Below are 14,817 nucleotides of genomic sequence, written 5' to 3'. Positions count from 1 at the left end.
GGTAGCGGGTCAAGGAACCATGCGGGTTTCCGGCTAGTTGGACAAAACTCAAGCAGCAAAAATCAACAGAGTGGTTATGTTTTGGTCTTGCAAATTGTTACGGGGTGACAAAAGCCACCCCACAACAGGTTAATGGGTCTGGATAGATCTTTGTGAGCGCTCTTCCGCCTGTTTTTGCAGGGCGGAATATTCCTCATCCGATAGGGATTCAGGCTTGTGCTCAAGCGCCAACTCCAGCACCTGATCGATCCATTTGACCGGTTTCACCACCAGATCCTGAAGAATATTATCAGGGATATCTTTCAGGTCCCTCTCGTTATCCGCAGGAATCAGTACAGTTTTGATACCGCCGCGATGCGCCGCCAATAACTTTTCCTTAAGACCACCAATTCGCAGAACTTCTCCACGCAGGGTAATTTCACCGGTCATCGCCACATCCGAGCGCACCGGGATATTGGTCAGCACGGAAACCAGAGCGGTGCACATGGCAATACCAGCGGAGGGACCATCCTTCGGGGTCGCGCCTTCAGGCACGTGAATATGAATATCCCGCGTCTCGTGAAAGTCAGGGCCTATCCCCAGAGCTTGAGAGCGTGAGCGCACCACGGTCAAGGCGGCCTGGATTGACTCCTGCATCACATCACCGAGAGAACCGGTCTTAATCATGCGACCTTTGCCGGGTACAGCGGAGGCTTCAATATTGAGCAATTCACCGCCAACCTCAGTCCAGGCAAGCCCGGTAACAATCCCGATTTTGTCCTCTTCCTCGGCTCGACCAAAGTCGAACTTGCGTACACCCAGCAGCTCTTCGAGCTGATCGGGCTTGACCACTGCCTTTTCATCTGACGGGTTGCGCACATGCTCAGTTACGATTTTGCGGCAAATCTTGGCAATCTCGCGATCCAATCCACGCACACCGGCTTCACGGGTGTAGTAGCGTACTATGTCGCGTATCGCATCATCGGACAGGTCCAGCTCATTATCTTTCATACCATTGGCCTTACGCTGCTTGGGTACTAGGTAGCGCTGGGCAATATTGAGCTTTTCGTCCTCGGTGTAACCGGGAATACGGATTACTTCCATACGATCCAATAATGGGCCGGGAATATTCATCGAGTTGGAAGTGCATACGAACATCACATCTGAAAGGTCGTAATCCACTTCTAGATAGTGATCGTTGAATGTCTTGTTCTGTTCCGGGTCCAGCACCTCAAGCAGGGCAGAAGCAGGATCCCCGCGTTGATCCATCCCCATTTTGTCGACCTCGTCGAGCAGGAACAGCGGATTTTTAACACCGACTTTAGAAATTTTCTGGATCAGTTTGCCCGGCAAGGAGCCAATATAAGTTCGACGGTGGCCGCGAATTTCCGCTTCATCGCGCACCCCACCGAGGGCCATGCGCACGTACTGGCGATTTGTGGCGCGCGCAATCGACTGCCCGAGTGAGGTCTTACCAACCCCGGGAGGTCCGACCAGGCAAAGGATCGGCCCTTTAACTTTTTTGACGCGCTTTTGCACGGCCAAGTACTCGAGAATCCGCTCCTTGACCTCTTCCAGACCGTAATGTTCTTTCTCGAGAATCTCTTCAGCTTTCTTGAGATCATGCCTTACCCGACTGGCTTTTTTCCAGGGTAGGCTCAACATCCAATCGATATAGCTGCGCAGAACCGATGCCTCTGCCGACATCGGTGACATCATCTTCAACTTGGCAAGTTCAGCGCGGGTTTTCTTTTCCGCTTCTGCACTCATGCCGGAGTCTGCAATTTTATTTTCCAGCTCTTCAATTTCATTGGGCTCTTCGGTTATTTCGCCCAACTCCTTCTGAATCGCCTTCATCTGCTCATTCAGGTAATACTCGCGCTGGCTCTTCTCCATCTGCTTTTTCACGCGGCCACGAATGCGCTTCTCCACCTGTATCAGGTCAATCTCCGAATCCATAAGGCCTAGCAGATGCTCGAGGCGCTCTTTCACACTGGAGGTTTCCAGGAGCTCCTGTTTCTGTGCCAACTCGAGGGACATATGAGCAGAAATAGTATCCGCCAGGCGTCCCGGCTCGTCGATGCCCGAAAGAGAGGTAATTACCTCATTGGGCACCTTTTTGCTCACAGAGACATACTGCTCAAACTGAGTCATAACAGAACGCACCAGGGCCTCAGCCTCGGACTCTGGCAGTTCCAAGGTCTCCATGGGCTCCACGGTGGCCTCGAAGTGGTTTTCACGCTCCATTACATCGCGGATGTTCACTCTCTCCCCCCCTCTACTAGCACTTTAACTGTGCCGTCAGGGAGCTTGAGCAGCTGCAAAACACTGGCAATCGTGCCCACGCGATAGATGTCCTCAGCACCAGGATCATCTTCCGATGCCTTTTTCTGAGCAACGAGTAAAACTTGCTTATCCCTGCGCATGGCCTCTTCCAGGGCCTCAATGGATTTTTCCCTGCCGACAAACAGCGGGATCACCATGTGGGGGTAAACAACAACATCGCGCAATGGCAACAACGGATATTCAAGCTTGGTGTCGGATGACTGATCCATAGAACTCCTCTCGGCCCTATCACTGGGTATTTGGCGCGGCATCATGCTGCTGTAGAAAATGACAGCTCAATTTGGGCCACCGCCCTTCAGTTGCTAGAGATGGGGGGGGGAGCCCGGAATACAAGTCTAATCTCGCGACCAATTTGTGCCGAACTCAACTGAATACCAATAAGCCGCCCTTGCATAGGGAACCTTAAAAGGTAAATAAATCGTCTTTCTGATAAGCAGAAGTTATAAAAAAAGCCCCTGACTGGGGCTTTTTCGTCGTTAAGCGCTACTCTTCAGGAGCCGCTTTCTGAGGCTGCGCCTCACTCTCATAGACAAGCAGTGGGGCTGACTCGCCTTTGATGACCGCTTCATCGATAACCACTTTAACCACATTGTCAGTGGACGGGATATCGTACATGGTCTCCAACAGAACTGACTCCATTATTGAACGCAATCCACGGGCGCCGGTTTTACGCTCCATCGCCTTGGTAGCTACAGCGTCCAGGGCATCTGGACGGAAGTCCAGCTCCACATCCTCCATCTCAAACAGCTTACCGTACTGTTTGGTCAGGGCATTGCGTGGCTCCGTTAGGATCTGCACCAGGGCCTCGCGATCCAGCTCTTCGAGAGTTGCGGTGACCGGCAAGCGCCCGACAAACTCGGGGATCAGGCCGTAACGAACCAAATCTTCAGGCTCCAGATCCCTGAGGATCTCGCCAAAATTACTGGCCCCGTCTTTTGACTTTACCTCAGCACTAAAGCCTATCCCACCCTTCTCGGAACGATCGCGGATCACTTTGTCGAGACCGGCAAATGCGCCGCCACAAATAAACAGGATATTGGAAGTATCCACCTGCAAAAATTCTTGCTGGGGATGCTTGCGGCCGCCCTGCGGGGGCACAGAAGCTACTGTACCTTCAATCAACTTCAGCAATGCCTGCTGCACACCCTCACCAGAAACATCACGGGTGATCGATGGGTTGTCTGATTTGCGGGAGATTTTGTCGATCTCATCGATATAGACAATACCCTGCTGCGCCTTCTCGACGTCGTAGTCACACTTCTGCAACAATTTCTGGATGATGTTCTCAACATCCTCACCCACATATCCCGCCTCAGTCAGCGTGGTGGCATCAGCAATGGTGAAAGGCACATTGAGTAATCGCGCAAGGGTTTCTGCAAGCAGGGTCTTACCGCTGCCGGTAGGGCCAACCAACAGGATGTTGGATTTACTCAGCTCTACCTCATCCTTGCTTTTCACACCGGATTTACTGCGCAGGCGCTTGTAATGGTTATATACGGCAACCGCCAGAACGCGCTTGGCCCCCTCTTGACCAATAACGTACTGGTCGAGAATCTCGGTAATTTCACGCGGCGTGGGCAGGCGCCCCTCCGGACCCTCCGCACTCTCCTGGACCTCTTCGCGAATAATGTCGGTACAAAGTTCGACACATTCATCGCAGATAAAGACTGACGGTCCAGCGATTAACTTCCGCACTTCCTGCTGGCTCTTGCCACAGAAAGAGCAGTACAGCAATTTGCCGCTGTCTTCTCCGCTGCTTTTGTCGGTCATCAAAATACTCCGTGGTCACTGGCCGGCCAGGGCCTTCAAATTCAGCTATTACAGCAAGATGCTGTCTTTTGGCGTAATTTTCAAGCCCCCTTTCAAGGAAGTCTGCTCAAAATTATCCACTTTATTAGGAAAACGCCACTAGCAAATTTTTTTCGTTGAAATTCTATTTTTGCAGTGCCTGGCGATGGGACATAACATCGTCCACCAAACCATACTCCTTGGCCTCATCGGCACTTAAAAAGTGGTCTCGCTCAGTATCCCGCTCAATATCACTGACCGGGCGGCCGGAGTGATGAGCCATCAGTTCATTGAGCCGATGGCGGATCTTCAGGATCTCCTGCGCCTGGATATGGATATCACTTGCCTGCCCCTGAGCTCCACCACTGGGCTGGTGGATCATCACCCGAGAATTTGGTGTGGCAAAGCGTTTACCTTGAGCACCTGCGGTTAGCAGGAAGGCACCCATGCTACACGCCTGACCGATACACATGGTGCTTACATCAGGCTTGATAAACTGCATGGTGTCATAAATTGACATGCCAGCAGTCACAGAGCCTCCCGGAGAGTTGATATACAGGTGGATATCCTTATCGGGGTTCTCAGCCTCCAGGAACAGCAGCTGAGCAACGACCAAGTTAGCCATATGGTCTTCAACTGGTCCAACCAGGAAAATAATCCGCTCTTTGAGCAGGCGGGAATAGATATCAAATGAACGCTCACCCCGGGCAGTTTGCTCCACCACCATGGGTACCAAACCGCTTGCTGAAGGATCGATCGAGGCTTGGGGATAATCAATTCGTGCCATAGGTACCATTGCTTCCTTTTGTGGCGTTTTCGGCAGCACAGCAAATAGGCGACTATCGCCCATGCTGAAAAATTCGTTTTCAGAGCTTAACCGGTCGGGCCAGATAAAGCCAGCCGGCAAAAAGGAAGGAGATGCTGCGACGCCCGACAAAGTCAGGCGCCAGCGCATTCTTGAGAGAGAGGGTATCAGCCCTGCTTCTGCGGCTTGATTACGTCGTCGTAGGTGCTTTCCACCTCTTCAACTTTCGCAGCGTTCAGTACGAAATCGACAACCTGATCTTCCAGTACCACAGACTCAACACCGGACAATAGTTCACGGTTGTTATAGTAATATTCAACCACTTCTTCCGGCTGCTGATAAGTGGATGCCAGCTCTTCAACCTTCGCTTTTACGCGGTCTGCATCTACAGACAGGTTATTCTGCTTAACAATCTCACCCACAACAAGACCCAACACTACACGACGCTTGGCCTGCTCTTCAAACATGGTATCTGGCAGCATTCGCTCGGCATCTTCAGCTTTAATCTGACCGCCGAACTGTTGAACCATTTGACCGCGCAGAGTGCGGACTTCGCCGGCAACCAGTGCGGACGGCAATTCAACCGGATGCTTTTCAAACAACTGGTCCATCACCTGGGTCTTAACTTTATTCAGAGCGGCATTTTTCAGTTCACGCTCCATATTGTTGCGAACTTCCTCGCGGAACTTCTCTTCACCGCCCTCTTGAACACCATAAGCTATGAAGAACTCTTCGTTCAGTTCAGGCAGCTCAGGTTTTTCAGAGGCAGTTACTTTAATATTGAAAGTTACCGCAGCACCACGCAGCTCTTCAGCTTGATAGTCTTCCGGGAAGGTCAGATCCAGGTCTTTTTCCTCACCGGGCTTCATACCCAGAATGCCATCCTCAAAACCGGGAATCATTTGGCCAGAACCGAGTACCAGCTGGTGGCCTTCTGCTTTACCACCCTCAAACTCTTCGCCGTCTTTGCGGCCTATGAAATCGATAACAACACGGTCACCCTTTTGCGCTTTGCGCTTGGTGTCTTTCCAGGAGGACTGCTGCTTGCGCAACACGTCAATCATGTTATTAACATCAGCATCCGTTACCGCGGCAACCGGGCGCTCTACGCTGATTTCTGCCAGTTCAGACAGCTCCACCTCAGGATAGACTTCAAAAGTGGCAACGTATTCCAGGTTTTCGCCAGCAGCTGTCTGCCTAGCTTCAATGCTGGGCTGACCCGCAGGCTTCAACTCTTCTTTCTGAACTGCGTCGGAAAAAGAGCGACTCATAACCTCGCCGAGCACTTCCTGACGGACACCGGCACCAAAGCGCTGACGCACAACTTTCAAGGGCACCTTACCCTTACGGAAGCCATTTACGCGAACAGTTTTGGCGGCCTGCTGGAGACGCTTGTCCACTTCTTTATCGACGATTTCCGCCGGCAAATTAACCGTTAAACGACGCTCCAGACCGGAAGTAGTTTCGATGGAAACCTGCATGTTTATCCTCGTGAGACTATCTCTTTTATCGCGCCGCAGCGCCAACGAATACCGGGCACCAGGAAATTACCGGCTGCCTCGTATGGCATAGCCACTTAAACTGCAAAGCAATTACCGGCCAGCGCCAAATACAAGGAGCCCGCACTCACCCCTCCAGGGTAAGTCATGCGGACTCCAAAGTTTTTAATTTGGTGGGGACGGGGAGACTCGAACTCCCACACCTTTCGGCACCAGAACCTAAATCTGGCGTGTCTACCAATTTCACCACGTCCCCAAAACCTTCTTTGCCGCTAACCCTTTGAAATGTAAAAGGTTTCAGCTCAAAACAAGAGCCCATTGCGACAAGGGGTGCAGATTGTGCCACAGCATTTTAAAGGCTTCAACATCTTGCCGAACAGAAATCTCACAAAATTAAAAAAGGCGCCACTTGGGCGCCTTTTTAACAGCCGGGGGAGCTTTATACCCGTTCTACGATCGTGGTGATACCCTGACCGAGCCCGATACACATGGTGGATGCACCCAGGCTGCCACCCTCATTTTGCATTACGCTCAGGAGAGTGCCCGTAATACGCACGCCGGAGCAGCCGAAGGGGTGCCCCAGGGCGATAGCGCCGCCGTATAGGTTGACCTTCTCATCCATCTGCTCGAGCAGATCGAGATCCTTCAGCACTGGCAATGCCTGAGCTGCAAACGCCTCATTCAGCTCAACTTTGTCAATATCACTGATAGTCAGGCCCGCCTTCTTAAGTGCCTTCTTGGTGGAAGGTACAGGGCCATAACCCATGATGGAGGGATCAACTCCGGCCAGGGTCATTTCTTTCACCCGGGCAATCGGGGTCATACCCAGAGCCTGAGCGCGCTCAGCCGACATTACCAGCATTACAGAGGCGCCGTCGGTGATTTGCGAGGAGGTTCCAGCAGTTACCTGGCCGTGCTTGGGGTCGAAAGCCGGCTTCAACTGGGACAGGCCTTCCACTGTGGTGTCCGGACGAATAGTCTGGTCCGCTTCCACCAGAAACGGTACGCCGTCATCATCGTGGCCCTCAATAGCGATTATTTCGCGATTGAACTTACCCGCCCTGGTAGCCTCTGCGGCTCGATGGTGAGATCGCGCACCAAACTCATCCATCTGCTGGCGCTGGATACCGTGCATCATTGCCAGATACTCAGCAGTCATGCCCATGGAACCTGCAGCCTTAGCCATATAACGCCCCAACATAGGATTGGGACTAACGTGCTCCATCATATTCAGGTGACCCATGTGCTCGACACCACCTACAACATACACATCACCTACACCAGCCTGGATATTCGCGGCAGCAGTGTGCAAGGAGGACATCGAGGAGCCACACAGGCGATTAACCGTTTGTGCTGGAATAGTGTGTGGCAGACCAGCACGTAACAGGATAAAGCGGGCAACATTGAAGCCCTGCTCATCGCGCTGCATTACACAACCCCAAATCAGGTCATCGATCTCAGCGGGATCCAACTTTTCGTTGCGTTGCAGGAATTTTCTCAGCAGCTCTGCGGACATATCGTCGGCGCGAACATGGCGATATACGCCATTTTTCGAGCGACCCATTGCCGTACGTGCGTAGTCGACGATTACGGCATCTCTAGGATTTAAACTCATCGCTATTCTCCTCACTTGTTGCCGTAGTAGGTTTTGCCACTTGCGGCCATTTCACGCATGCGATCGGTCGGCTTGTACAGCTCACCCAGATCAGCATACTTATCGGCAATTTTTACGAACTCTTCCAGACCGATACTATCCAGCCAAGCGAAAATGCCACCGCGGAACGGAGGGAATCCGATGCCATAGATCAGAGCCATATCAGCTTCAGCAGGGGAGTCGACAATACCCTCTTCCAGGCAGCGAGCCAGCTCGGTCGCCATAGGCACCATCATGCGCTCAATAACTTCGTCTTTTTCAAATTCACGACGCTCTGCGACATGTGGTTTGAGCAGCTCATAGGACTCTTCGGTAGCCACTTTTTTCGGGCGGCCTTTTTTGTCCTGTTCGTAGTTGTAAAAGCCCTTGTCATTCTTCTGGCCATAACGGCCCGCCTCGTACATAACGTCGGAAGCAGCGGTGAAGTTTTTACCCATGCGCTCAGGAAAACCCTCAGCCATTACGCTCTCAGCGTGAACGCCAGTATCAATACCGACAACATCCATTAAGTAGGCGGGGCCCATAGGCCAACCCCAGCGCTCCATAACCTTATCGATAGCCTGGAAGTCAGCACCATCGCGCACCAACATGGAGAAACCGGCAAAGTAAGGGAAGAGTACCCGGTTTACCAGGAACCCGGGGCAATCACGCACAACGATGGCTTTTTTACCCATCTTGTTCGCGTAGGCAACTACACGTGCAACAGCAGAATCAGAGGTCTTCTCACCGCGAATCACTTCCACCAGCGGCATTTTGTGCACCGGATTAAAGAAGTGCATTCCCAGGAAGTTTTCTGGGCGCGAGAGAGGCTCAGCCAGGTGATTGATAGAAATGGTGGAGGTATTGGAAGCGATTACAGTGTCATTGCTTACCTTGGTTTCCACTTCTTTCAGCACGGCGTGTTTTACTTTCGGATTTTCGACAACCGCCTCTACAACAACATCGATATCCTCGAACCCGTCATAGCTCAGGGTTGGCTCGATGCGATTGAGCACCTCACCCATTTTAACCGGTGTAAGGCGCTTGCGATCAACCAGTTTGGACAGCAGCTTGTTCGCTTCATTCAGACCGAGATCGATACCCTTTTGATCGATATCCTTCATCTTGATCGGAGTGCCTTTGTAGGCAGACTGGTAGGCGATACCACCACCCATAATGCCAGCACCGAGAACCGCAGCGCGCTCGATAGGTTTATCGGCTTTCTTTTCCCAGCCTTTGGCAACTTTGCCAATAGCCTGATCAGCAAGGAAAAGGCCTACCAGCGACTTGGCAGTGTCAGTCTGGGCACAGAAGATAAATTTCTCCTGCTCAACTTTCAGGGCCTCGTCGCGAGTCAGCTTGTAACCCTGCTCTATAGACTCTACCGCAGCAACCGGGGATGGATAATTCTTGCCTGCCTGCTGACCAACAAATGCCTTAGTGGTGAAGAAGGCCATCAACGCTTCGGTGTCATTCAAGGGAATTGGAGACTTCTTGGCCTCACGGCTGGCTTTATAGTCCAGCTCCCCGCTGATCGCGCGCTCAAGCAGCTTGAGCGCCACATCTTTGAGCTTGTCGGTCGGGACTACAGTATCTACAGCGTGAACTTCCAGTGCTGCAGCCGGCTTTTGCTCTTTGCCTGCTGCGATCCACTCAGCAGCCACATCAACACCCACAACCCTGGGCAGACGCACTGTACCGCCCCAACCCGGAATCAAGCCGAGCTTGACTTCAGGCAAGCCAACTTTGGCCTGCTCACCCATTACACGGAAGTCACAACCCAGGCAGACTTCAAAGCCACCACCCAATGCATAACCATTGATAGCAACTGCAGTCGGTACTGGTAGATCTTCCAAGCGGTTGATATTTTCATTGTTCTGATTCATCAAATCAGCAACACCTTCTGCGCCCGCAGAGAAGGCACCACCAAATTCGGTGATATCGGCACCGACAATAAAGACACTCTTACCACTGGTAAGCAATACGCCTTTTACGCCGTCTGCTGCTTCAATAGCATCCAGCGCTTGAGAGAATTCGGAAACCGTCTGACGGTTAAACTTGTTGACGGATTCGCCTTGCAGGTCGAATTTAAGCTCGGCGATGCCGTTATCCAGCATCTGTACCGTGAGCGCTTTGCCACTAAATAACATTGATTGACCTCTTTTATTCTGGGCCGCAATCCTGGACCCGGGGTCGGAATTTTTGTGCAACCATGGGCCGTCCGCATGGCGCGGAGACGCTTGTGCCCAATCTGGTCAGCCGTAGTATAGCCAGATTCAAACGATTGTTTGAATACTATTTCTTACAAATGGAATGGCGCCAACGGCGTTCGAGTACAGAAAACGACCAACCTTTTGAAGCGGTGGCCGGGTATTGGAACCGGAGCTAGTCTATCGCGGATTGATTCGTCTTTTCAGCCGCCTGGCGCGATTTACTCTTTGTTGGCCTCGACTTCTAGCTCAGCAGACAAAATACCGGTAGGGATTTGTGCCGGGGTCGCTGCATGGACAACTATACAGTCACAACTACCGGGATTCCTGAACCGATGCGGCCGCTTACCACTGAAGTAGAAGCCATCTCCGACGCCCAGCAGGGCCAGGTCAGAACCCACGGTAACTTCCAGCTCACCGGCCACAATTATTCCCCCAACCTCACCATTGGCAGCCGCCAAGTCCGGCCCAGAGTCCTGCCCGACAGGGAATACTTTTCGCAGGATAGACATACTGCGCCGGCCATGAAAGCCGCCGAGCAACTGGCAGCGCACTGCCCCACCGCCAATATCAGGCATTTCACTTGCACGGAAGAAAATCTGATCGGGTTTGCCAAGCTCGAGAGAGAAAAACTCAGCTAGAGACATTGGGACACTTCCCAATATTTTATTGAGCGACCCAACTGAAGGACTCACTCGCCCCTGCTCAATGAAGGAAATTGTCGCATTGGTAACCCCTGCCCGTCGCGCCATCTCACGCTGGGAAATACCATAGATTTTGCGCACTATCTTCAGGCGCGCACCCACATCATTGATTTCCCCAGACTCACTGCACACATCCATGTCTGCCATTGCATTTCCTGTCAAATAAAAGCATTAAGCCCCGACTTGGCCACTTTGCGTAGCTATGGTGACTCACAGGGGCAATCTCCATCCGCCCACTCTACACCATATCGCTATAGGGGTTATTTTTGGGCAGAGAAACTGGTGAAAGCCCTGGAAGAACCACCTCTTCAGTAGAGAGGTCAATGTCGCCTTCATCAATCAAGCCCTCCCCAAATCGGTAGATGGTATCCAGCTCTCCCCGACTTGCCCGGACATCATAAGCCTGGGCCTGCTCAACAACGGCCTCATTGTTCTTGCGGTAAGTCGCCACGGCTTTTTTCCCGTGACGCTTCTCAATCATATTTCGGGTCAGGCCCGGAGAGAGCACTGCGGCAGTGGCGTTATTACCACCAAAACCTTTTGAGTTCAGAAGGGCGAGGTCCAGGGAGCTCGGATCTCTCTCGACATGCTCAAGGGAAAAGTCCAGATTCGCCTGATGAACGTCATCGGCAACCCGCTCAGTTGTCACTATACCCGGCAATATCCCCTTATCAAAAATACCCAGGGCCGTGACCAGCTGATCCCCGCTAGCCGCGGCAACAGTGTGGCCCACATAGGCTTTAACAGCGCAAACAGGCCAATTTTCAATACCAAAGGCTCCCGCTAATCGATCGAGAATCGCTGATTCGGTCACACGATTTTGCGGTGTGCTGGAACCGTGAGCCTGAACAAAGCTACGCCTGCGCAAGCCCTCTTCACCGACAATTGAACTGGCTTCCGCCATGGCTCTGGCCATAGTCAGGTAGTTACCCGGACCGGGTGCGGAGATTGACTTCTTATTACCATCGGCATTGATATACACTCCGGCAACGGAGCCGTGGATATTTGCACCAAGTTCCAATGCCAGCGCATCATCCATCAAAATTGCCCACTGGGTACCTTCGCCCAAGGTAAACCCACAGTTCTCTCCAAAGGGGCGGCTGGTGCGACGAAAATCCACCTCACCAGGGTAGAGTTTGCGCAGATTTTCGATAGTCGCCAAAGCCCCCATTGTGGAATAACCATCCACAACTTCCGGCACCAACGGAGCCTCGGCGGCCCCTACGATGGCAACACGGGCACGACCGCTGCGAATATCTTCAACCCCAGCGCGCAGATTGTACAAATAGCTCGCGCAAGCTCCCGTGACCGCACCGGTCGATCCCACATTATCCAGAACATAGGCATTAACAAAATCCGCAGGCATGCTGTTCAAGCCTAGCGCCAACTGCTTGGAGCTCACCCGCGAGCCTCGCAGCCGGGACTGCATCAGCCCACCATTGCCAAAGTGGTCCAACTGGCTCATTGCCGAGGAAGCGTAAACAGAAATATTACCGGGTCCCGCAGCTGCAACTACAGCTTCCCAATCAATACCCATGGATCGCACTGCGTCAGAAGCGCCCAGTACGGCCAGCTGCAGACCTCGGGGGTGGAAGCGTGAATTGTAATGGTCTCCTGGCTCAAAGCCGGTTGGCAACTGCCCGGCGGCACCTACTGGAATTTCCCGGTAGCTATCCAACATCACCGACAAACTCGGAGCCGTCACTCGCACTTTGCCACTACCAATAGCCTCCACTTGCCAATCTGCCGGCTGGGGATGGGGTAATTGCCGCGTCGATATCTCGAAAGTAATGCCATTGGCATTGTTCAGATTTGCAGCTTGGTGAAAATGGCATTTGCGGTAGTCATAAAAGCGCGTCTCAAGTTCACGCACCAGGGTCCCATTCAACACCTGTCGCTCGAGTTCCGCACCCAGGGGACCCTCTGCGTCTGCCCCGGCACGAAGTCCCATCAGCGCGGCGAGATCGGACAGGGTGTCGGCCCGCTCTCTCTGGCCGAGCTTATCCAGCACCAAACGGGAATAGCCCCGATGAAAGGAACTACGTCCTGCGGGGTTAAAACCACCAAACGCGGTGATTACGGGAAGGCGCTGCATCCTGATCTCCAGCCAAGCACTAAACACTTAATTTTCGAGTTGGGGAGTGTAGGGGGTGGCGATTCCGCCCAGTTATGGGCATACTGGCCAGCAAAATTGAGTGTTTTGGCCAATGGCGCAAGTGCGCTTGGGTATGCAATGCGAACGGTTACCTTTCTCCTGATTGATCAAATGCTGGCAACCGGCACAGTACTTCCACTTGAGATGCTGCGTGGCGCTGAAAGCCGCGCCCGGGTAGAGGGAAAAAAAGAATCCCTGCGCCTGATTACTGCCAGCCTGGATGGGCGTCCAGTCAATACCCGCTGCGGCTTTTCTTTCCAGCCCGATGTCGCCCTAAGTGAGGTCCCGAACAGTGACCTTGTCTACATTCCCGCTCTATGGCGCAACCCGCGCCCCGCACTTAAGCGTAGCGGGGCGCTACTGGACTGGCTCAGGGTTCAGGCGGAGGCTGGAGCCGCAATCAATGCAGTAGGCACCGGTGTTTGTTTTCTGGCGGAGGCAGGACTGCTCGATGGCAAGCCGGCCACGACTCACTGGCACTATTTTGACCAGTTCAGTACCGATTACCCAAAAGTTAAGCTTAAACAGCAGTATTTTATTACCCAGGCGGATAAGCTCTTTTGTGCAGCAAGCGTCAACGCTCTCGCCGATGTTACCGTACATATGATTCGCCAGCTATACGGACCTGCAGTCGCAAGCCATGTGGAACGCAATTTCTCCCACGAAATTCGCAGGCCATTTGAGGAAATTGCCTATTCTGAGGGCGCTGTACATCTACATCCAGATGAAGATATTGTTCAGGCCCAGGCTTGGCTGAAGGAGCATTGCAACACCGAGGTGCGCCTGAGTGAAGTTGCACAGATGTTTGATATGAGCGTGCGCTCATTTAACCGACGCTTCAAGCTGGCTACAGGGCAGACCCCCCTGCAGTACCTGCAAAATGTACGGGTGGACATGGCTCGCGAGCTTTTACAATCCAGTAACCTGTCAGTCAACGAAATTGCAGAGAAAGTTGGCTATCAGGATATGGGTCACTTTACCGCGCTTTTCAAAAAATTCCTGGCCACAACACCCAGCGAATACCGCACCACTGTGCGAGCAAAGTTATTCCGGGTAAATACCTGATTTACGCAGGAAAATTACATCACTGTCGGCAAATTGCAGTTCGGCGCCCAGTTGCTGGGCCAGCCAATGAAAAGTCTGCACACTAAAAAAACAGATATGGGTAGGATCGCGAATATAGTGCCAGCTGGCAAAACGGTCTGTAGAGATAACCAGCTTCGTCATTAACGCCAACATCCCACCACGGCGCAACCTTTGCCACAAGCACGCCAATTCCTCTCCTGGCGCTGCGAGGTGCTCGATCACCTCTGTCGCAACGATAAAATCATACGATTTTTTTAGGGCGTCGGTGGTGGGAATATAGTAACGATCATATAGTTCAACCCTGTGGCCATCTCCGGCCAAAATTTTGGCGAGAAGCGGGGCCGGGCCACAACCAAAATCCAGGCCATCACTTGCCGGTGACAACGCATCCAGTAACGGGGCAGCACAACGACTGAGAAAACGATGATAGCCCTCATCCTCCATGGAGTTTTCATGCAGGTCGTAATAGGCATGCTCTTCATCGGGGGTAAGGTGGTATTCACTCGGAACAAATATCATCGCGCAGCGATCACATTGGTGATAACTGCGGAATTTATCGCGATAGTAAAACTGTACCGCCGTATGGCGGCACAGTGGACATTCATAAGTCAA

9 protein-coding genes, 1 tRNA gene and 1 pseudogene are annotated in these 14,817 nt (G+C 52.5%); 1 reads left to right on the top strand and 10 read right to left on the bottom strand.

Features of this window, described 5'->3' with window-relative positions; all coding sequences use genetic code 11:
* Positions 1-129: 129 nt before the first annotated feature.
* From lon to GL2_RS14490, 9 genes and pseudogenes are all read right to left on the bottom strand, one after another.
* Positions 130-2,534: pseudogene (gene lon / locus GL2_RS14530) on the bottom strand (endopeptidase La).
* Positions 2,535-2,808: 274 nt separating this feature from the next.
* Entirely contained in the window at positions 2,809-4,095 is a 1,287-nt protein-coding gene (gene clpX / locus GL2_RS14525) for an ATP-dependent Clp protease ATP-binding subunit ClpX (protein ID WP_143731328.1), read from the bottom strand.
* 163 nt (positions 4,096-4,258) lie between these two features.
* Positions 4,259-4,900 (bottom strand): ATP-dependent Clp endopeptidase proteolytic subunit ClpP, encoded by a 642-nt coding sequence (clpP, locus tag GL2_RS14520; RefSeq protein WP_143731327.1) that lies wholly within the window; start codon positions 4,898-4,900, stop codon positions 4,259-4,261.
* A 185-nt stretch (positions 4,901-5,085) separates the two neighbouring features.
* Complete coding sequence (tig, locus tag GL2_RS14515) at positions 5,086-6,399, bottom strand: trigger factor (RefSeq protein ID WP_143731326.1); 1,314 nt, start codon at positions 6,397-6,399, stop codon at positions 5,086-5,088.
* Between the two features lie 189 nt (positions 6,400-6,588).
* A tRNA-Leu gene (locus tag GL2_RS14510) sits at positions 6,589-6,673 on the bottom strand.
* 183 nt (positions 6,674-6,856) lie between these two features.
* The gene (gene fadA, locus GL2_RS14505) at positions 6,857-8,032 is read right to left on the bottom strand and encodes an acetyl-CoA C-acyltransferase FadA (protein ID WP_143731325.1); all 1,176 of its coding nucleotides are present in this window, start codon (positions 8,030-8,032) and stop codon (positions 6,857-6,859) included.
* A gap of 11 nt (positions 8,033-8,043) precedes the next feature.
* Positions 8,044-10,200, bottom strand: a complete 2,157-nt coding sequence (gene fadB, locus GL2_RS14500) for a fatty acid oxidation complex subunit alpha FadB (protein WP_143731324.1) — start codon at positions 10,198-10,200, stop codon at positions 8,044-8,046.
* 281 nt (positions 10,201-10,481) lie between these two features.
* Complete coding sequence (locus GL2_RS14495) at positions 10,482-11,111, bottom strand: helix-turn-helix domain-containing protein (RefSeq protein WP_143731323.1); 630 nt, start codon at positions 11,109-11,111, stop codon at positions 10,482-10,484.
* A gap of 91 nt (positions 11,112-11,202) precedes the next feature.
* Positions 11,203-13,059 (bottom strand): beta-ketoacyl synthase, encoded by a 1,857-nt coding sequence (locus GL2_RS14490; RefSeq protein WP_143731322.1) that lies wholly within the window; start codon positions 13,057-13,059, stop codon positions 11,203-11,205.
* Positions 13,060-13,197: 138 nt separating this feature from the next.
* On the opposite strand from GL2_RS14490, the gene GL2_RS14485 reads away from it, so the two are divergent.
* Positions 13,198-14,184 (top strand): GlxA family transcriptional regulator, encoded by a 987-nt coding sequence (locus GL2_RS14485; RefSeq protein ID WP_143731321.1) that lies wholly within the window; start codon positions 13,198-13,200, stop codon positions 14,182-14,184.
* Here GL2_RS14485 and GL2_RS14480 read toward each other — a convergent pair.
* On the bottom strand, positions 14,164-14,817 hold the full coding sequence (locus GL2_RS14480) for a class I SAM-dependent methyltransferase (RefSeq protein WP_143731320.1): 654 nt from the start codon (positions 14,815-14,817) through the stop codon (positions 14,164-14,166). The genes GL2_RS14485 and GL2_RS14480 overlap by 21 nt on opposite strands.

It is taken from the genome of Microbulbifer sp. GL-2 (assembly GCF_007183175.1).
GTDB lineage: Bacteria > Pseudomonadota > Gammaproteobacteria > Pseudomonadales > Cellvibrionaceae > Microbulbifer.
The sequence above is the reverse complement of the archived record's forward strand: the minus strand, read 5'-3'. Positions and strand labels throughout refer to the sequence as shown.